This is a genomic window from Ruicaihuangia caeni (assembly GCF_040536845.1).
In the GTDB taxonomy this organism is placed as follows: domain Bacteria; phylum Actinomycetota; class Actinomycetes; order Actinomycetales; family Microbacteriaceae; genus Ruicaihuangia; species Ruicaihuangia caeni.
Genome location: NZ_CP159582.1, coordinates 1877151 through 1895828 on the forward strand (window position 1 = coordinate 1877151; position 18678 = coordinate 1895828).

The window sequence follows — 18678 nt, forward strand, 5'->3', positions numbered from 1 at the left end:
GCTGCACGGGCCGCACTACGACGGATGCCGGCCGCTGCAAGACCTTGCCCACCTCAGTCGGTGATCGGGGGCACGAGTCGTTCGCCCGACTCGCGGTCGAAGACGTGCAGGTGGTGCGGCTCGGGCGTGATGTAGACGGTCTCGCCGGCATCCGGGTGATCACGGCCGTCGACGCGTGCGACGATATCGACCCGGTTGCCGTTCACCTCCGTGTGCCCGTAGAGGTAGCCATCAGCTCCGAGCTCTTCGACGACGTCGACATCGACCCGTAGGCCTTCACCGGTGCGCGACACGACCACGTCCTCCGGTCGCACACCGATCGTCACGCTATCGCCGGCATCCGCGAGCGATGCCCGCTCCACCGGCACCGTCATGCTGCCGAACCGCACTCCGCCGTCGGCGACGTCCGCCGGGAAGAGGTTCATCGCCGGTGAGCCGATGAACCCTGCGACGAACACGTTGGTGGGCGCTTCGTACAACTCGCGCGGCGTGCCCACCTGCTGCAGCACGCCGTCTTTCAGCACGGCGATGCGGTCGCCCATGGTGAGGGCTTCCGTCTGGTCGTGGGTGACGTAGACGGTCGTGATGCCGAGCCGGCGCTGCAGCGAGGCGATCTGCGTGCGCGTCTGCACGCGCAGCTTCGCGTCGAGGTTCGACAGGGGCTCATCCATGAGGAACACCTGCGGCTGGCGCACGATCGCGCGCCCCATCGCGACGCGCTGGCGCTGACCGCCTGACAACGCCTTCGGCTTTCTGGCGAGGTACGGCTCGAGATCGAGCATCTTCGCGGCCTCGAGCACGCGCTCGGCTCGCTCTTCCTTCGGGACGCCCGCGATCTTCAGGGCGAAGCCCATGTTCTCGGCGACCGTCATGTGCGGGTACAGCGCATAGTTCTGGAAGACCATGGCGATGTCTCGGTCTTTGGGCGGCACGTCGGTCACGTTGCGATCGCCGATGTGGATGCTCCCGCTCGTCACCTCTTCGAGGCCGGCGAGCATGCGCAGCGTGGTTGATTTGCCGCATCCGGAAGGGCCGACCAGCACGAGGAACTCGCCGTCTTCGATCGTGAGATCGATGGAATCGACGGCGGGCCGGCTCGACCCGGGGTACAGACGCGTCGCGTTCTCGAACGTGACAGTGGCCATGATCTTCTCCTTCACCGGCAGGTACGTGCCGGACGATCCGTAGTGAATGAGCAGGCGTTGACGCCTCTCGTCATTATGCCCCTCGCGCGAGCGCCCCTTGCTCAACGACGGTTCGGAGCGGGGAACAGCGGCAAAATGCGTGCAGCCCGCTCTCCGGCGTCGTTCGGGGAAGGACTGGCAGACTCCCAGACTGTGCGTTTAGCATTCTTGACGGCCGTTTCCGGAGCCCTCTTGCGCCCCAAGCGGCCAGTGGTTCCCGCACGGTGTCGACTGTCGCGTTTCGAATGAGGTTTGAGTGGAGAGCACCGGTTCCGGCGACGGGCCCTTGGTTCCGATCGAGCGACGTGAGCTCGCTCGAGACAAGGCCAAGCAGAGTCGCGAGCAGCGCCGCAAGCAGCAGCGGCGCAATCGCACGGTCTTTCGCAGCCTCATCGCGGTAGTGCTCGTCGCAGCGGTCGCCGGTGTGGCCTTCATGCTCACGAGTTCGGCGAAGCCGGCGCCATCGGGCCCGCGCAACATGCTCAGCGACGGCATCAAGATCGGCGAAGGGCTCCAGGCGGTTCCGACCCGGCCGCTCGCTGCGGAGCAGCAGCCGGTCCCGTCCGAGCCGATCGCTGACGACGTGATCGACATCCGTGTCTACGTCGACTACCTCTGCACGCACTGCGCAGAGTTCGATGAGGAGAACAACGAGCAGATCGCGGCCTGGATCCAAGAAGGCGCCGCGAGCCTCGAAGTGCACCCGCTCGCGCTCCTGGACAGTCAGTCGCAGGGCCACCAGTACTCCACCCGCGCCGCCAACGCGGCAGCCTGCGTGGCGAACTACGCGCCCGACAGCTTCTTCAGCTTCAACTCGGCGCTGCTCGCGGCCCAGCCGGACGGCGGGCAGGGGAGCCTCGACGATGAGGAGATCCTCGACGTCGCCAAACAGGTCGGTGCGGGAGGTACGCCGATCGCCGACTGCATCGCGAACCAGAAGTTCAAGTCGTGGGTCAAGGCAGCCACCGTGCGCGCGCTGAACGGGCCGATCCCCAATGCATCCATCGAGTCGGTGCGGGTGACTCCGACCATCCTGATCAACGGCGCCAAGTACAACTACGCGTACCCGTTCGACTCGAAAGACCTGGCACAGGTCATGACGCAGGCGATCGGATCGGTCTACAACAAGATGTCGACCCAGGAACCGACGCCCGCGCCTGAGCAGTAGATCGCCGAAGGCATCGCGGATGCCGAGAGGCGCGGCGCGAAGCGAACCCGCGCGCCTGCCACTGAAGCCGGAAGAGAGCCCCCTGTCGGATTCGAACCGACGACCCCCGCTTTACAAGAGCGGTGCTCTGGCCAACTGAGCTAAGGAGGCGAAGACTCCTCCATTCTAGAGGGTCGGTTCGACCGCGCCGGTGATCGTTCGGTGCGCGCGACGCGTGGTCGTTCGGCGCCTCGGGCGCGTGGTGGTGCTTGGCCCGGCACCGTGCGCGCTGGGAGTAGCGTTGGAGCGGTGAGCCAGAGCACCTCCCCGCGCTTGACCATCGTGCTCGTAGCGCTCGTCGTATTCGTCGTCGGCGCCATCATGGCGGCACAGGCTCGCGTGAACGGCGATCTCGCCGTCGCCACGGGCGATCCGCTCGCGGCCGCCAGCATCTCGTTCGGCAGCGGGCTCGTCATCCTGCTCGTCGTCGCGCTCGCCGCCCCGTCGAGCCGGCGCGGGTTCGGCAAGCTCGCCGGCGCGATCCGATCCGGCCGGATGCCCTGGTGGTACGCCTTGAGCGGGCTCTCGGGCGCGGTGTTCGTGCTGACCCAGAGCCTCACAGCGGCACCCCTTGGCGTCGCTCTCTTCACCGTGTCGGCGGTCTCGGGGCAGATCCTCGGTGGGCTCATCATCGACCGAGTCGGTCTCGGCAGCATGACCCCGAAGCGCATCACCATGTGGCGATTGATCGGGGCTGTGCTCGCACTCTTCGCCGTCGTGCTCGCGGTCTCCGACCGGCTGCGCACTGACGTGCCGCTCTGGATGCTGGTCCTACCGTTCGCGATCGGCATCATGCAGGGATGGCAGCAGGCGGCCAACGGCCAACTGCGCGAGCACGCGATGTCGGCCGTCACCGCAGCCACGGTGAGCTTCGCAGTCGGAATGCTGGCGCTCGCCGTCGCGACCGGCATCCATTGGGCGTTCGAGGCGCCGCCGACCTCGTTCCCGTCGGAGTGGTGGCTGTACACCGGCGGCGCGATGGGGGCCGTCTTCGTCACGGTGACAGCGCTCATCGTGCGCACGCTCGGCGTGCTGCTCATGGGTCTCTGCGTCGTCGCAGGTCAACTCGCCGGATCGCTCGTGCTCGACCTGTGGCTGCCGGCTCCCGGCACGGTCGTGCACATCACGACGCTCCTCGGCACGGCGCTCGTGTTCGTCGCCGTGCTAGTCGCCACGATCAGGCCGCGCCGCCGACGCGCTCGTTGACCGTCATCCGAGAGTCGGATCCGATCGCCGCCGGCAGCGCCCGGCAGAGTGCCCGGCAGACGGGCCAGGATGCCGGCTGTCAGCTGTTCGGGGTGAAGTCGAGCGAGAGCGAGTTCATGCAGTAGCGGTCGCCGGTCGGTGTGCCGAAGCCGTCAGGGAAGACGTGGCCGAGATGGCCGCCGCAGTTCGCGCACCGCACCTCGGTGCGCTGCATGCCGAGACTGTTGTCCTCGAGCAGTTCGACCGCCTCGGGCCGCACTGCCTCGTAGAAGCTCGGCCATCCGCAGCCCGAGTCGAACTTCGTGCCGCTCTTGAACAATTCGGCGCCGCATCCCGCGCAGGTGTAGACGCCGGCGCGCTCCTCATCGAGCAACTCGCCCGTCCAAGGCCGTTCCGTCGCGGCCTGGCGCAAGATCGCATAGCGTTCGGGGTCGAGCTCTTCGCGCCACTGCTCGTCGGTCTTGTTCACTTGGTACGTCATAGTTCCTCCGCCTGATCCTCGTTCTATTTAACGTCGTAGCGGCAGCCAATGTTCCGCCGTGCCTCAAGCCCGTCAAACGCCGCCGACCCGAGGTCTGCCATCGTGGAGCGTTAGCTTAGGCTCACCTACAGCGAGATAGGATCGCCTGCGGTTCACATCCCTGATCTCGCAGGAGTTCTTCCGTGTCAGCAGCCCCTGCTGCCAGCGCATCTATGCGTGGCGGCCTCGCGATGCTCGTCTCCATTCTCATCGCTGCGGGGGGTGCGCTGGGAACCGCCTTGCCGGCGCACGCCGACGACGCTTCGTCCGACCCTGCGGCTGAAGCGAGCACCCCCAGCGTGACGGTGTCGGCCACGAGCGACCTGCGCTCGGGCGATGTGGTCACGGTTCGCGGGACCGGCTTCGTGCCGGCGGCCGACGGCGCGACGAACGGAACAAGGCCGCCGCTGACCGGCAAGTTCGGCGGCGTCTACGTCGTCTTCGGCTCCTTCCTCGACACGTGGAGGCCGAGTGCCGACGCGCCGAGCAGTTCGCGCTCCGTTCTGCCTGCCTCTCAGAAGTGGGTCGTGGATGCCGCTGACGTGGCCACCATCGGGGGATCGGCGCGTGGCGCGGTCGCCATGGGTCCCGACGGCTCCTTCGAGGTGTCCATCGTCGTCGAAGAGGGCTTCGAGGGTGCCCTGGCAGGCGGCAACTATGGCATCTACACCTATCCCGGTTCGGGCGCCAAGTACGCACCATTCGAGACGTATACGCCGGTGTCGTTCGAAGCGCCGGCACCGGCTCCCGCCCCTCAGCCGACGGTGACCGTGTCGAAGACTGCAGGTTTGGCGTCGGGCGAGGTCGTGACCGTTCGGGGGACCGGGTTCGTGCCGGCCGCCGACGGCGCGACGAACGGTACTCGGCCGCCGCTCGCGGGCAGGTTCGGCGGCGTCTACGTCGCCTTCGGCTCGTTCCTCGAGGTATGGCAACCGAGCTCCGGTGCGCCGCGCACGGCCCGTGCGACCGCGGACGTGCACTGGCTGCTCGCTCCCGCCGAAGCGGCGCTCGTCGCCGACACCGTGCCGATGAACGCTGACGGCTCCTTCGAGGTCGAGGTCACAGTCGATGAGCTGTTCGAGGGCGCCCTCGCAGATGGCAGGTTCGGCATCTACACCTACCCCGGTGGCGGTGTGACTTATCCCGCGTTCGAGACCTTCACGCCCATCACGTTCGGGGCGCCTGCACCCGCGCCCGGCGAAGGCTCCAGTGACCCGGCGACCCCCGTGCCGCCAGTGACGTCGCCGGCCCCCGCTGCGCCGACCCCAAGCGCTCCCACTGTCGCCACTCCCGGCAGCCTGAGCTGGGGCATCAAGGCGAGCTTCCGCGACTATGTCACCTCGATCGCGCGAGGCGCCATCTCGACCTCGGGCGTGCGCACCGCCGGCTCGTCGTTCGTGTTCGCGCAGTCTGCGGGCGGCACGTTCGACCGCGCTGCTGCAACCGGCACGGCCGCATACTCGGGCACCGTGCGGTTCACGGGCCACGACGGGGTCCTCGACCTTGTCTTCACCGATCCTGTCGTCTCGGTGGAATCGGCCGCGCGGGGCAGCCTGTCCGTTCGTGTGGGCGGGCAGCGCATGACGGTCGCCACCTTGAACCTCGCCGCAGCGGCGCGCACGGTCAGCGCTGACGGGGCCATCACCTACCGCGCCGTCCCAGCGACGTTGACGCCGCAGGGTGTCGCGGCGTTCAACTCGTTCTATCCCGCGGGGACCGCGCTGGATCCGCTCAGCTTCGTGATCGGAGCTCCCGCGCCCGCGCAGGCGGCGCCGCGACACGTCGTGATCGCGCAGTACAAGCCGTCCAGAACGCCCGCTCCGACTCCGCCTGCGACGGCCGGAATCAGCATCGTCTCGGGTGCGCCCGACCTGCTGCAGGCCGGCAGCGAGATCACGATCGTGGCCGAGGGATTCCAGCCCGGCGAGACCGGCATCCTGGTTGTGCTCTACTCGACGCCAACCGTGCTCGACCACAACGCCACCGCCGACTCGAGCGGCAAGGTCACCTGGACAGGGGTGATCCCCGAAGGCTTCAGCGGCGAGCACACCCTCACACTCCAGGGCTCGGTCGAGCGCGGCTTGGTGCTGAGGCTCCCTGAAGCGATCGCCATCACGGCGCTCGCGACCGACACCTGCGCAGTGAGCGATGCAGCGCTCTCGTGGGGGTTCAAGGAGGCGTTCCGCGCGTATGTGAGCGGCACGATCGCTCGTGGCGAGTGGACGGTGGCAGACGGCGCGACGTATGAGACGCCCGCGTTCGGCTGGGCGAACGGCGCCGGCACTTACGACCCGGCCGCGCGTAAGGGCGAGATCTCGTTCACTGGATCAGTCACCTTCACCGGGCACGGCGGAGTGCTCAACACGACGGTCGGCAACCCGGCGATCCGCTTCGATGGCGGTGACAAGGCCACCCTGCTGCTCGACGTATCGGGCGAGACGCGCGAGGGAGAATCGGTCGACAGCGCACAGGTGGAGTTCGCTGAACTCGACCTCAGCGACGTGGGCACGCCCGAAGGCGACCGCATCCAACTGAAGGATGTGCCCGCCACACTCACCGCCGCCGGTTCCGATGCGTTCGGCACCTACGAGGCGGGTACCGAGCTCGACCCGATCTCGCTGAGCTTCAATGTCGATCCAGGGTGCAGTTCGGCCACGGATGCCGGCGCTTCGCCGAGCGATGAGAAGACCGCCGCGCCGGTCGCCGACACCGGCGCCTCAGCCGTCGACTGGCTCCCGTGGACGCTCGTTGCGCTCCTGGCGCTCGGGCTCGTCGGCACGGGTGTGGTGGCCTTGCGCAAGCGGCGCGCTTCGTGAGCGCTCGAAGGGAGGAATCAGCGACGTTCCGACTCCGCGTCCACGTTCCCACCAAGCATCCGGCCGCAACCCGACAGACTTGAGACGATGATCACACCCGAGCGCACCGGCGAACGACGCCCGCGAGCACGCCACAAGGGCGCGGTCGCGGCCAGCGTCGCCGTGCGCAACTTGCGCGGCCGGCGCGTGCGCCGCCTGGCCGCAGTCGGAGTGGTCGCTGCGCTGCTCACCGGGTGCACCTCCCCGTCGACGGGAGCGCAGAACGGCGCTTCGACCGGCGGCGTCGCACCCCGCGTGCCTCTGAGCGAGTTGCAGGTGCTCGACGACCCGCGCGCGTACGAGGGGGGCAGCACGGCAGTGCTGGCGGATGCCGACATCGAGCCCATCGATCCCGCCCCCGAGCAGCAGCTTCCCGTGCGCGTCGTCTCTCACGACCTCGCCGGCGATGTCGAAGTGACGGTGACCAGCACCGATCGCATCATCGGGTTCGACATGGCGGGATCGATCAATGCGACCCTTGCCGGGCTGGGCTTCGCCGACCGACTCGTGGGCCGAGACATCTCGTCGACCTTCCCCGAAGTCGAAGAGCTCCCGATCGTGACCTCCAGTGCGCACACCATCAACATCGAAGCGGTGCTCTCGCTGCGCCCCACGCTCGTCATCACTGACGGAAGCATCGGACCGATCGACGTCGTGCTCCAGTTGCGCGACGCGGGCGTGCCAGTCGTCTTCGTCGAGCGCGACCCGAGCATCGAAGGCATTCTCGAACTGGCCAGGCAGGTCGCCGCTGCCGTGGGTGCGCCCGCGGCAGGAGAGGCGCTCGCGCAGCAGCTCTCACAGCAGATCGATGCGAAGATCGCCGAGATCGCCGAGATCGCACCGGATGCCGACGAGCAGAAGCTTCGCGTCGTGTTCCTGTACCTGCGGGGCACCTCGGGCATCTACTACCTGTTCGGCGACGAGTCGGGCGCCGACGTCCTGATCACCTCGCTCGGCGCGCGCGATGTCGCTGCCGAGATCGGCTGGGACGGCATGAAACCGGTCACCGACGAGGCGATGGTCGCGGCGAACCCCGATCTGGTGCTCGTCATGACGCACGGCCTTGAGAGCGTCGGAGGAATCGACGGCCTTCTCGAGGACCGGCCCGCGCTCGCGCTGACGAACGCCGGGCAGCACCGGCGGTTCGTCGATATGGCCGACGGTGACATTCTCGGTTTCGGGCCTCGATTCCCTGATGTGCTCGATGCGCTTGCGCGCGCGTTTTACGCGCCCGAGGGATGACGCGGCGAGGCATCCCGGAAGCCGCTCCCTCGCTCGTTAGCATTTGCCTGTGAACTCCGATCATGCGGGCTCGGAGACGGAGCGGCGCGCGGCTTCGGGGCTGCTTCCGCTCCACGAGCGCGTGCTGCGCTTCGAGGCGGTGCCCAGAATCAGCGCGGGATCGAAGGATGCCGCTATTCGTGAGGAGTTCGGCTTCAGTCCTGCCCGCTACTATCAGGTGCTGAATTCGCTCATCGATGAGCCGGCTGCGGTCAGGTTCGACCCGCAGTTGGTGGGGCGTCTGCATCGTGCACGCGAGCGCCGCCTGCGTGCCCACGCCGAGCGCCGGCTCGGCTGAACCTGCCACGTCCCGACACCGAAAGACCCATGACCCAGTTCCCTCGCGATCGCTTCGATGACCTGCCCCGCGTTGCGCGGGTCGGCGCTCACCGGGCACAGCCGCGCCGCGGCCGCGGTTGGGTCACGTTCGCGTGGTGGGTGCTTGCGGTCATCGCACTCACGCTCGCGGGCCTCTTCGCGCTGTCGCGGCTGAGCGATCAGGTGTCCTTCGAATTCCCCGTCATCGGGCAGACCCAGGCGCCGGCGGAACCCACACCGACGGAACCAGAGGTGCAGCCCGTCACCGACCCGTCCACGCTCGGGCCCGACGTCTCGATCACCGTGCTCAACGGCACCGGCACCACCGGTCTGGCGGGCGCGGTCGGCGACCGGCTGACGGCCGAGGGCTGGCCGATCGGCAGCCGCACCAATGCGGCTCAGACCGATGTCGAGACGACCACCGTCTACTACGGGACGCCCGCCGACGAAGCGCTCGCACGGGGCCTCGTCCTCGCGCTCGGTTTCGGGGATGTGGCGCAGTCGGACGCATTCCCGGGGGCCACGGTGACCATCGTGCTCGGCGCGGATTCGGTTCCTGACGCATAGGCCGCGCGACCGAACTTCTGAAAAATCCTTCTCCTTTACCACAGTCGTCGCTAGCATCTGGTGTTGGTCGCTCTTCCACTGCGCAGTGCTGCGCGCCCGCGCCGCGGAAGACCGCAGATTACTGCGGCGCAACCCGGCACACGCACACGCAGGCGCCGTATCGAACAGCACCAAGGAGTAACAGCATGGCCAATGGAACCGTGAAGTGGTTCAACGCTGAAAAGGGCTACGGTTTCATCACGGTCGACGGCGGGGGACAGGACGTGTTCGTCCACTACTCCGCCATCGACATGAACGGGTACAAGGTGCTCGAAGAGGGCCAGCAGGTCACCTTCGAGGTCGGAACCGGCAGCAAGGGACCGCAGGCAGAATCCGTTCGCATCGCGTGACGAGCTGATCCGAGGCTCGCCCAGACCAACGCCGTCCGGTACGCCGGGCGGCGTTAGTCTTGCCGTCGTGCAAGGATTTCGTCGTCGCGCGAGTCTGCTCGTTCCCACCGTCATCCTCGCGGCGGCGCTCGTGGGCTGCAGCTCCGCTGAACCCGCGGTGGAAGAGCCCGAGCCGACGTGGCACTCCGACTATGAGGCGCCGCCGCCCGTGTCGATCGCGCCGCTGACCGGCGTAGCCGTCGAGGGCTCAGGAGCTGGGGGGCCGTCGCTGGCCGCGAAGATCGACAACCACCCGGCTGCGCGGCCGCAGATCGGACTGGCACAGACCGACATCGTGTTCGAGGAGCTCGTCGAGGGCGGGTTGACCCGCTATGTGGCGGTCTGGCAGTCCCACCTGCCGCCGGTGATCGGGCCAGTGCGCTCGATCCGGCCCATGGACCCCGACATCATCTCTCCGCTCGGCGGCATGGTCGCCTACTCGGGCGGGCAGGAGCGCTTCGTCGCGATGATGAAGCAGGCCCCCGTCTACAACGCCATCCACGGCCAGTCCGACACTGCGTCGACCTTCTACCGCGCAAGCGATCGCCGCGCCCCGCACAATGTGCTCGTCAAGGCGCCCGAACTCGTGGCGCAGCACGCCGAGCTGCCGCCGCCCGCGCAGTACTTCGCGTTCGCTGCCGATGCGGCATCGTCGACCGCCGCCAAGGAAGGCACTCCGACCGCCGGCATCGCGCTGGTGTTCGGCAGTCTCGGGGCGCCTTCCTGGACCTGGGATGCTGCGGCATCCGTTTGGACCCGCTCGATGACGGGCGGCGCTCCCGACACCGACGAGACCGGCGCACCGCTCACCGCTAAGAACGTCGTGGTGGTGCGCGTGCCCGTGACCGTGAGTCAGGACATCCCGAAGACCGAATCCATCGGCTCGGGCGAGGCGTGGGTCTCGAGCGGTGGAGCCACCGTGCATGCCACTTGGCACAAGGGCTCGGCGACGGAGCCCATCCGCCTCATCGATGACCACGGTGTGACCGTGCGGCTCGCCCCGGGCAACACCTGGGTCGAGCTCGTGCCGACCGCCGGCTCCGCCACCTTCACCGCCCCGTAGGCCGCTTGCACTCGCATGTGCTGAGTGCTAAGAATGTGTTGGCACTCCATTGCGTCGAGTGCCAAATCACTGCTTTGGGAACGTCCGGGAGGGACGAGAAACACACATGGCGAAGATCATTGCTTTTGACGAAGAGGCCCGTCGCGGCCTCGAGCGCGGCCTCAACACCCTGGCCGACGCTGTGAAGGTCACGCTCGGCCCCCGCGGTCGCAACGTCGTACTCGAGAAGAAGTGGGGCGCCCCCACCATCACGAACGACGGTGTGTCGATCGCCAAGGAGATCGAGCTCGACGACCCGTACGAGAAGATCGGCGCCGAGCTCGTCAAGGAGGTCGCGAAGAAGACCGACGACGTCGCCGGTGACGGCACCACCACCTCGGTCGTGCTCGCCCAGGCGCTCGTGCGCGAGGGCCTTCGCAACGTGGCCGCCGGTGCCGACCCGATCGCTCTCCGCCGCGGCATCGAGAAGGCCGTTCAGGCCGTCTCCGAAGAGCTGCTCTCCTCGGCCAAGGAGGTCGAGACCAAGGAGGAAATCGCTGCCACCGCTTCGATCTCGGCCGCTGACAGCACCATCGGTGAGCTCATCGCCGAGGCGCTCGACAAGGTCGGCAAGGAGGGTGTGGTCACCGTCGAGGAGTCGAACACCTTCGGCACCGAGCTCGAGCTGACCGAGGGAATGCGGTTCGACAAGGGCTTCCTCTCGGCCTACTTCGTCACCGACCCCGAGCGTCAGGAGACGGTCTTCGAAGACCCGTACATCCTGATCGTCAACTCGAAGATCTCGAACATCAAGGACCTTCTGCCGATCGTCGACAAGGTGATCCAGAGCGGCAAGCAGCTGCTGATCATCGCTGAGGACGTCGACGGTGAGGCGCTTGCGACGCTCGTCGTGAACAAGATCCGCGGCATCTTCAAGTCTGCTGCCGTCAAGGCTCCCGGCTTCGGCGACCGCCGCAAGGCCATGCTTCAGGACATCGCGATCCTCACCGGTGGTCAGGTCATCAGCGAAGAGGTCGGCCTCAAGCTCGAGAACGCCACGCTCGACCTGCTGGGCCGCGCCCGCAAGGTGGTCATCACCAAGGACGAGACCACCATCGTCGAGGGTGCCGGCAACACCGACCAGATCGAGGGGCGCGTCAAGCAGATCCGCCAGGAGATCGAGAACACCGACAGCGACTACGACCGCGAGAAGCTGCAGGAGCGTCTGGCGAAGCTCGCCGGCGGTGTTGCAGTCATCAAGGCCGGTGCCGCCACCGAGGTGGAGCTCAAGGAGCGCAAGCACCGCATTGAGGACGCCGTGCGCAACGCCAAGGCAGCGGTTGAGGAGGGCATCGTCGCCGGTGGTGGCGTCGCGCTCATCCAGGCCGGCCAGAAGGCCTTCGACAACCTCGCGCTCGAGGGCGACGAGGCGACCGGTGCGAACATCGTTCGCGTCGCGATCGACGCGCCGCTGAAGCAGATCGCACTGAACGCCGGTCTCGAGCCGGGCGTCGTGGTCGACAAGGTGCGCAACCTCCCCGTGGGTCAGGGCCTCGACGCCGCGACCGGGCAGTACGGTGACATGCTCGCCGCAGGCATCGCCGACCCGGTGAAGGTGACCCGCTCGGCGCTGCTCAACGCGGCTTCGATCGCCGGTCTGTTCCTCACCACCGAGGCTGTCGTGGCCGACAAGCCGGAGAAGAACGCGGCCCCCATGGGCGGCGACCCGACGGGTGGCATGGACTTCTAGTCCGCATCGTTCGCTCTACGGCGAAACAACGCCTGAGGGGCGGCTCCGCAAGGAGCCGCCCCTCTCGTCGTTCCAGCATCCGTGCCTCGTTCCAGCATCCGTGCCGCGTTTCAGCTTCCGTGCCGCTTGTTCACTGATGGGCGGATGCTGACGTCGCACGCCGCGCGCTACTGGCGGAAGAGCGCGGCGTTCGCGGACTCGGCCTCGGCGTACTGCCGGCCCGCGGCTGCGAGTGCCGCCTGTAGCGCCTGAGCGTTCTGCTCCACCAATTGCTGCGTCTGGCGCCAACCGGCCACCGCCTGCTGAAACGCCGCTGCGGCCTGCCCCGTCCACGACCCGTTCAGCCCGCTCAGCTGGGCCATCAGAGTCGCCGAATCCGCTTGAATCCGTTCGACGACCGCGAGCGCCGACTGCTGGGTCATGAGCACTTCATCGCTGTCCACCTGGAACCGGGACATTGCTTCGCCTCCTCCTGCGGCTGCAGCCGCTGACAGCAAGCCCGGCCGCTCCGAGCTCGCCGCCAGAGACTAGGCAGCGTCACCGACTGGGCGGATCCCTGTCACTCAGGGGAGGAGACGGAAGGCGGAGGCGCGTCGTTGTTGAGGGGTGCTTCGACAGCTTGGGCGCGCTGGCCTCCCGACGCGCTGCCGGGGGCGGCAGCATCCGTTCGTTGGTGTGCTGAAGCCAATGGCAGCCACACCTGGATAGTGGCCCCTCCGCCGGGAGTGTCGACCACATCGACTGTGCCCCCGTGGTTCTTCACGATCGCTGCGACGATGGCCAGGCCGAGGCCGGTCCCACCCGTCTCGCGTGCCCGCGAGGTGTCGGCCCGCCAGAAGCGCTGGAAGATCTTCTCCCGGATCTGAGGCGGGATCCCTTCGCCGTGATCGACGACGGCGAGCATGGCCATGCCGCGCTGCTCATCCACGCGCACGGCGATCTCGATCGGGCTGCCCTCCGGCGTGAAGCGGATCGCATTGCCGATGAGGTTCGTCACCACCTGACGGATCTTGTTCTCCTCGGCCCACACCACGGCCGGTACATCTCCGGGGTCCGGTGTGGCGATCACGGCGCCCACGGCGGCGGGCGGTGCCGGTCGCGGCCTCCGGCGGAGCTTCGCGAGCGTCGCACCCGCGCGCCCGATCGCGCCCGTGGCAGGCGCGGGTGCGGGTACGCCAGGCTGGCCGGCTGCGGCCGGCTGTCGCGGTGCGGGCGGCTCGACCACCACGGTCACCGCACGGTCGGGGGCATAGGCTGCCGTATCGAGGGCCGCGTCGTTGGCGATCGGCACGAGGTCGACAGGCGCGAGCTGCAGCGGCTTCGCCTCGTCGAGCCGCGCGAGCGCGAGCAGGTCTTCGACGAGCTCACCCATGCGCACCGCTTCCTTCTCGATGCGCTCCATCGCCTGTGCGACGTCTTCTGGCGAGCGCAGCGCGCCCATCCGGTACAGCTCTGCGTAGCCGCGCACCGAGACCAGCGGGGTCCGCAGCTCGTGGCTGGCATCGCCGATGAAGCGGCGCATCTGCTCGATGGTTCGTGCCCGGTCCTTGAACGCGCTGTCGATGCGGCTGAGCATGGCGTTCAGCGACCGATTGAGCCGGCCCACTTCGGTGTTCGGAGGCGTAGCCCCGCTGATCCGCTGGTCGAAGTCACCGTCGGCGAAGCGAGCGGCGGTCGCCTCCACCTGCCTCAGCGGCGCGAACGTCGTCGTGACGAGCAGTCGTGTGAGGGCGGCGGCGAGCACCACCACATTGATGCCGAAGAAGAAGAAGATGGCGCCGAACTGCGAGATGATGCCGTTGGTCTCGCGCAGGTTCATGCCCACCACGAAGATCACGTAGTCGGCCGTGAGCTGGGCCGGCACGATGGTCGAGACGACTCGCCACTGCCCGCTGCCGTCGGTGCTTCCCAGGGTGAACGGCGCACCGGATGCCGCCGTGACGCCGCCGAGTGTCAGCCCGCTGACATCGGGGGTCTGCGCGGCCGCGTCGCGGTTGTCGCAGAGCAGCTTGCCGTCAGGGGTGACGATGGCGGTGTAGTACGACTCGGTGATACCAGACGTCGTCTCGCAGCGGAGCGCTCCGCTTGCCGATAGCTCGAACGTCACGCGGGTCTGGAACTGCGTCGAGGAGCTCGTCAGCTTCTTGTCGACCTCGTCGACGAGATACGCGCGCAGCACGCTGATCGTGCCGGTTCCTGCGACGAGCAGTCCGAACGTGACGAGCAGCACAGTGACACCGGTGACCTTGGTGCGCAGCGAGATGCCGCTCCACCACCTGGTGAGCCGGGCGTGCATGGGGATGGGGCGACCCTTCCGGGTCAGGCCTTGACCTTGAGCATGTATCCGAAGCCGCGCTTGGTCTGGATGAGCGGTTCGCTCGAGAACTGGTCGAGCTTGCGGCGCAGGTACGAGATGTAGCTCTCGACGATCCCGGCATCCCCGTTGAAGTCGTATTCCCACACGTGGTCGAGGATCTGCGCCTTCGACAGCACGCGGTTCGGGTTCAGCATCAGATAGCGCAGAAGCTTGAACTCGGTGGGGCTCAACTCCACGGCGGTGTCTCCGACGACCACCTCGTGCGTGTCCTGATCCATGGTGAGCTCGCCGGCACGGATGACGGCCTCTTCGTCGCCCTGCATGGTGCGACGAAGGATCGCCTTGATGCGCGCCACGATCTCATCGAGGCTGAACGGCTTGGTCACGTAGTCATCGCCACCGACGGTGAGTCCCGTGATCTTGTCCTCGGTGTCGTCCTTGGCCGTGAGGAAGAGCACGGGCGAGGTGTACCCCGAGGCGCGAAGGCGCTTCGTCACGCCGAACCCGTTGATGTCCGGCAGCATCACGTCGAGGATGATGAGGTCGGGCTCTTCTTCGATCACGGCAGAGATCGCTTGTGCGCCGTTGGCGACAGCCCGAACGTTGAACCCCGCGAAACGCAGGCTCGTGGTCAGCAGGTCACGGATGTTCGGTTCGTCGTCGACGACGAGAATCTTTGGCCCCTCGGTCATATGCGCCATTCTCTGCGAGTTTCCTGGATTGCCGCTGAGCGTTATCGGAACGCGCCGGATGCGTCAGCCGCATCCGTTCTGTCCACTCTGACCCCGATCGTGCGAACTGACTGCCCTTGAGGTCGACTCCGCTCTCGACAGCGAACATGAGGAGTCATAGAGTCAGCACCAAGCGCCTCGCCGCGAGTGAAGGCGCTGGTCGCGACCCGAGCGGCAGCGACCTCGGTTCGCGCGTGGGGAGCACGGCATGGGAACTGATCGCTTCGTCATCGTGGGAGGCGGTCTCGCCGCCGTGAACGCCGCTGAGACCCTTCGCGACGAGGGGTTCGACGGCGACATCGTCATCATCGGGGCGGAGAAGCACCTGCCCTACGAGCGACCACCGCTCTCGAAGGGGTACTTGCTCGGACAGGAGCCACGCGAGAAGGCGTTCCCGCACTCAGCAGCCTGGTACGCCGAGCACGACGTCGACGTAGTCTCCGAGGCCCGGGCAGTGCGGCTCGACGTCGGCGCGAATCGGCTCACCTTGGCTGACGACGAGAAGGTCTCGTACGACAGACTCCTCATCGCCACCGGCGCAGACCCTCGACGCATCGGGATTCCCGGGGTCCACGCGCGAGGCGTGCACTACCTGCGCTCGATCGACGACAGCGAGCATCTCCGCGACGCCCTCAAATCAGGCGATCACCGAGTGGTGCTGATCGGTTCCGGCTGGATCGGGCTCGAGCTCGCGGCCGCCGCCCGCACGTACGGCAACGAGGTGACGGTGGTCGGTCGCGACAAAGTGCCGCTCGACGGCCCGCTCGGAACGGATCTCGGCACCATGTTCTTGCGACTTCACCAGGAGCACGGCGTGGTCTTCGAGCTGGAGTCCGAGCCGCAGGAGTTCGCCGAGGCCGACGGTCAGGTCACCGGCGTCGTCGTTGACGGACGCACGATTCCGGCGGATGTGGTGATCGTCGGGGTCGGCGTGGTGCCCAATGTGGAGCTTGCCGAGCACGGGGGGATCGAGGTCAAGAACGGCATCGTGGTCGACGAGCACATGCGCACCAGCGATCCCGATGTGTTCGCTGCAGGTGACGTCGCGAGCGCCTACCACCCGGTCATCGGGCAGCACATGCGCAACGAGCACTGGGCCAACGCCATCGACACCGGCAAGACGGCCGCGAAGTCCATGCTCGGCATCCGGGCGTCGCACGACGGCATCCCGTATTTCTTCACCGATCAATACGATCTCGGCATGGAGTACTCGGGGTATCCGCCATTGACGAAGGATGCTGAGGTGATCGTCCGCGGCGATCGCGAGAAGCGCGAGTTCGTCGCGTTCTGGCTTGCTGACGACCGGGTCGTCGCCGGTATGAACGTGAACGTCTGGGACGTCAACGAGCAGGTGCAGGAACTGATCCGCTCAGCGCGCGCAGTCGACCGCACCCGACTGCAGGATCCCTCGGTAGCGCTCGCCGATGTCTGAGCCGGGCGCACTCGTGAGCGTGCCGACCGGCGGGTTCATGCTGCCGGAGCTGCGCGAGCCGGTGCGCATCATCGGTGCACGCCGCTTCGACTTCGACCGGCAGGTCGCCGTGATGGCGATCGTCAACCGTACGCCGGATTCGTTCTACGACCAGGGAGCGAACTTCGCGCTCGACGATGCGGTTCGGGCGTCGCTGCGCGCCGTGGAAGAGGGCGCGGACTGGGTCGACATCGGGGGAGTGCCGTTCGCCCCGGGTGCCCCGCTCGCGGCTGACGACGAGCTCGCGCGCGTGCTGCCGGTGGTCGAGAGGGTGGCCGCGGCATCCGATGTCGTCATCTCGGTCGACACGTTCCACGCCGCGGTTGCGGAACGCGTCATCGCGGCGGGCGCCGCGGTGGTGAACGACACCACCGGAGTCAGCGACCCTGAGATGCTACGGGTCGTCGCCGACAGCGACGCCACGCTCGTCATCGTGCACAGCCTTGCGCGGCCGCGCTCCTGGTTCCCGCGACCGCAGTACGGTGACATCGCTCGCGAGGTGCGCGAGTTCTTGCAGCAGCGGATCGAGGCGGCGCTCGACGCCGGCATCCCCGAGTCGCGCATTGTGATCGACCCCGGGCACGACCTGAACAAGAACACCCTGCACTCGCTCGAACTCACGAGGCGTCTGGGCGAGATCACCGCGATCGGGCTGCCCACCATGGTGGCGCTGTCGAACAAGGACTTCATCGGCGAGACGCTCGACGCGCCCAAGCAGGATCGGCTCGAGGGGTCGCTGGCAGCGGCGGTGCTGTGCATCGCGCATGGCGCGCGCATCGTGCGCGTGCATGAGGTGCACCAGACCGTCGCGGCCGTGCGGATGACCGAGGCTGTGCTCGGGTTTCGCGAGCCCGCCTACCTCAAGCACAACATGGGCGATCGCAATGAGTGACGCCCGACCGGATGCCGGGAGCACCGATGCCGAGCGAGACGACCGCATCTCGCCCCTCGGCGACTCGGGTGCGCCGCTCACCGATGAGCAGTTGCTCGATGCATATCGCGTGGGGGATCGCTCGACCACGTGGCTGCGCGCGAACTTCGTGACGAGCCTCGATGGGGCCGTCACACGTCAGGGGCGCTCGGGCGGGCTCGGCGACGCGGCGGACCGGCGGGTGTTCGCGCTGCTTCGAAGGCTCGCCGACGTGGTCCTCGTCGGTGCAGGCACCGTGCGAGTCGAGGGCTACGCGGGCGAGCTGGTCGACGGGCGTGCAGCGCAGTGGCGTGAGGCGCACGATCTGTCGCGGCATCCGGCCTTCGCGATCGTCTCTCGAGCGCTCGATCTCGATCCGGCCGGGGCTGTGTTCGAGCGCTCGCCCGTGCGGCCCATCATCGTGACGCACAGCGCGGATGCCGCCGACCCCGCGTGGCAGCGTCGGAAAGACGCGCTCGCCGACGTGGCCCACGTGCTCGTCTGCGGCCACGAGGGGCTCGATGCCGCCGAGGTGCGACGGAGCCTCGCTGAGCGGGGGCTGCCGCAGATCCACTGCGAGGGCGGTCCTTCGCTGTTCGGCTCGCTCGTCGCGCAGGGCGCCGTCGACGAACTGTGCCTCACGGTCTCGCCCACCCTCGAAGCCGGCACCGCCGGGCGCATCACCCACTCGGAGGCGGCTCGACCCACCGGCATGCGGCTCGCGAGCGTGCTGCGGGGCGGCGACACCCTGCTGCTGCGCAGCGTGCGCCACGGCTGAACCCGGCATCCGCTCCGCGTGCGGTTGGTGCGGCATCCGCCCCGCGTGCGGCTGAGCCCGTATCCGTCCCGCCGCGCGGCTGCTGAGCCGGCATCCGCCCCGCCGCGCGGCTG

At 67.8% G+C, this 18678-nt stretch carries 17 protein-coding genes and 1 tRNA gene; 12 read left to right on the top strand and 6 right to left on the bottom strand.

The window, feature by feature from the left end; all coding sequences use genetic code 11:
- Nucleotides 1-53: 53 nt before the first annotated feature.
- Nucleotides 54-1145, bottom strand: a complete 1092-nt coding sequence (locus ABV606_RS08725; RefSeq protein ID WP_281488529.1) for an ABC transporter ATP-binding protein — start codon at nt 1143-1145, stop codon at nt 54-56.
- Between the two features lie 295 nt (nt 1146-1440).
- Between ABV606_RS08725 and ABV606_RS08730 the strand changes: the two genes are divergently transcribed.
- A complete protein-coding gene (locus tag ABV606_RS08730) occupies nt 1441-2352 on the top strand; it encodes a DsbA family protein (protein WP_281488530.1) in 912 nt (303 codons plus the stop codon).
- Nucleotides 2353-2428: 76 nt separating this feature from the next.
- Here ABV606_RS08730 and ABV606_RS08735 read toward each other — a convergent pair.
- Nucleotides 2429-2502 (bottom strand) — tRNA-Thr (locus tag ABV606_RS08735).
- Between the two features lie 138 nt (nt 2503-2640).
- On the opposite strand from ABV606_RS08735, the gene ABV606_RS08740 reads away from it, so the two are divergent.
- Nucleotides 2641-3597: a DMT family transporter gene (locus ABV606_RS08740; RefSeq protein ID WP_281488531.1), complete on the top strand. Its 957-nt coding sequence runs from the start codon at nt 2641-2643 to the stop codon at nt 3595-3597.
- A gap of 79 nt (nt 3598-3676) precedes the next feature.
- On the opposite strand, the gene msrB is transcribed toward ABV606_RS08740, so the two are convergent.
- Nucleotides 3677-4078 carry a peptide-methionine (R)-S-oxide reductase MsrB gene (gene msrB, locus ABV606_RS08745; protein WP_281488532.1) on the bottom strand — a complete coding sequence of 134 codons (402 nt, stop codon included), beginning with the start codon at nt 4076-4078 and terminating at the stop codon, nt 3677-3679.
- Nucleotides 4079-4308: 230 nt separating this feature from the next.
- On the opposite strand from msrB, the gene ABV606_RS08750 reads away from it, so the two are divergent.
- The 7 genes from ABV606_RS08750 (at nt 4309) to groL (ending at nt 12358) form a co-directional block, all read left to right on the top strand.
- The gene (locus ABV606_RS08750; protein WP_353987410.1) at nt 4309-6933 is read left to right on the top strand and encodes an HtaA domain-containing protein; all 2625 of its coding nucleotides are present in this window, start codon (nt 4309-4311) and stop codon (nt 6931-6933) included.
- A gap of 87 nt (nt 6934-7020) precedes the next feature.
- Nucleotides 7021-8214: a heme/hemin ABC transporter substrate-binding protein gene (locus ABV606_RS08755; RefSeq protein ID WP_281488534.1), complete on the top strand. Its 1194-nt coding sequence runs from the start codon at nt 7021-7023 to the stop codon at nt 8212-8214.
- Between the two features lie 49 nt (nt 8215-8263).
- Complete coding sequence (locus ABV606_RS08760) at nt 8264-8551, top strand: DUF3263 domain-containing protein (RefSeq protein WP_340309591.1); 288 nt, start codon at nt 8264-8266, stop codon at nt 8549-8551.
- A 29-nt stretch (nt 8552-8580) separates the two neighbouring features.
- Entirely contained in the window at nt 8581-9138 is a 558-nt protein-coding gene (locus ABV606_RS08765; RefSeq protein WP_353987411.1) for a LytR C-terminal domain-containing protein, read from the top strand.
- Nucleotides 9139-9323: 185 nt separating this feature from the next.
- A complete protein-coding gene (locus ABV606_RS08770) occupies nt 9324-9527 on the top strand; it encodes a cold-shock protein (protein ID WP_281488536.1) in 204 nt (67 codons plus the stop codon).
- A 67-nt stretch (nt 9528-9594) separates the two neighbouring features.
- Nucleotides 9595-10629 (top strand): DUF3048 domain-containing protein, encoded by a 1035-nt coding sequence (locus ABV606_RS08775; RefSeq protein ID WP_353987412.1) that lies wholly within the window; start codon nt 9595-9597, stop codon nt 10627-10629.
- 106 nt (nt 10630-10735) lie between these two features.
- Complete coding sequence (gene groL / locus ABV606_RS08780) at nt 10736-12358, top strand: chaperonin GroEL (RefSeq protein ID WP_281488538.1); 1623 nt, start codon at nt 10736-10738, stop codon at nt 12356-12358.
- Nucleotides 12359-12525: 167 nt separating this feature from the next.
- On the opposite strand, the gene ABV606_RS08785 is transcribed toward groL, so the two are convergent.
- The 3 genes from ABV606_RS08785 to ABV606_RS08795 form a co-directional block, all read right to left on the bottom strand.
- Complete coding sequence (locus tag ABV606_RS08785; protein WP_353987413.1) at nt 12526-12816, bottom strand: WXG100 family type VII secretion target; 291 nt, start codon at nt 12814-12816, stop codon at nt 12526-12528.
- Nucleotides 12817-12917: 101 nt separating this feature from the next.
- Nucleotides 12918-14654, bottom strand: coding sequence for a sensor histidine kinase (locus ABV606_RS08790; protein ID WP_353987414.1), 1737 nt, complete (start codon nt 14652-14654; stop codon nt 12918-12920).
- Nucleotides 14655-14677: 23 nt separating this feature from the next.
- On the bottom strand, nt 14678-15367 hold the full coding sequence (locus ABV606_RS08795; RefSeq protein WP_281488541.1) for a response regulator transcription factor: 690 nt from the start codon (nt 15365-15367) through the stop codon (nt 14678-14680).
- 247 nt (nt 15368-15614) lie between these two features.
- On the opposite strand from ABV606_RS08795, the gene ABV606_RS08800 reads away from it, so the two are divergent.
- From ABV606_RS08800 to ABV606_RS08810, 3 genes are read left to right on the top strand one after another with little or no spacing between them, the layout of a single operon-like run.
- Entirely contained in the window at nt 15615-16838 is a 1224-nt protein-coding gene (locus tag ABV606_RS08800) for an NAD(P)/FAD-dependent oxidoreductase (protein WP_281488542.1), read from the top strand.
- Nucleotides 16831-17769 carry a dihydropteroate synthase gene (gene folP, locus ABV606_RS08805; protein ID WP_353987415.1) on the top strand — a complete coding sequence of 313 codons (939 nt, stop codon included), beginning with the start codon at nt 16831-16833 and terminating at the stop codon, nt 17767-17769. The genes ABV606_RS08800 and folP overlap by 8 nt, the downstream gene beginning before the upstream one ends.
- Nucleotides 17762-18565 (top strand): pyrimidine reductase family protein, encoded by an 804-nt coding sequence (locus tag ABV606_RS08810; protein ID WP_353987416.1) that lies wholly within the window; start codon nt 17762-17764, stop codon nt 18563-18565. The genes folP and ABV606_RS08810 overlap by 8 nt, the downstream gene beginning before the upstream one ends.
- The last annotated feature ends 113 nt before the right edge of the window (nt 18566-18678 follow it).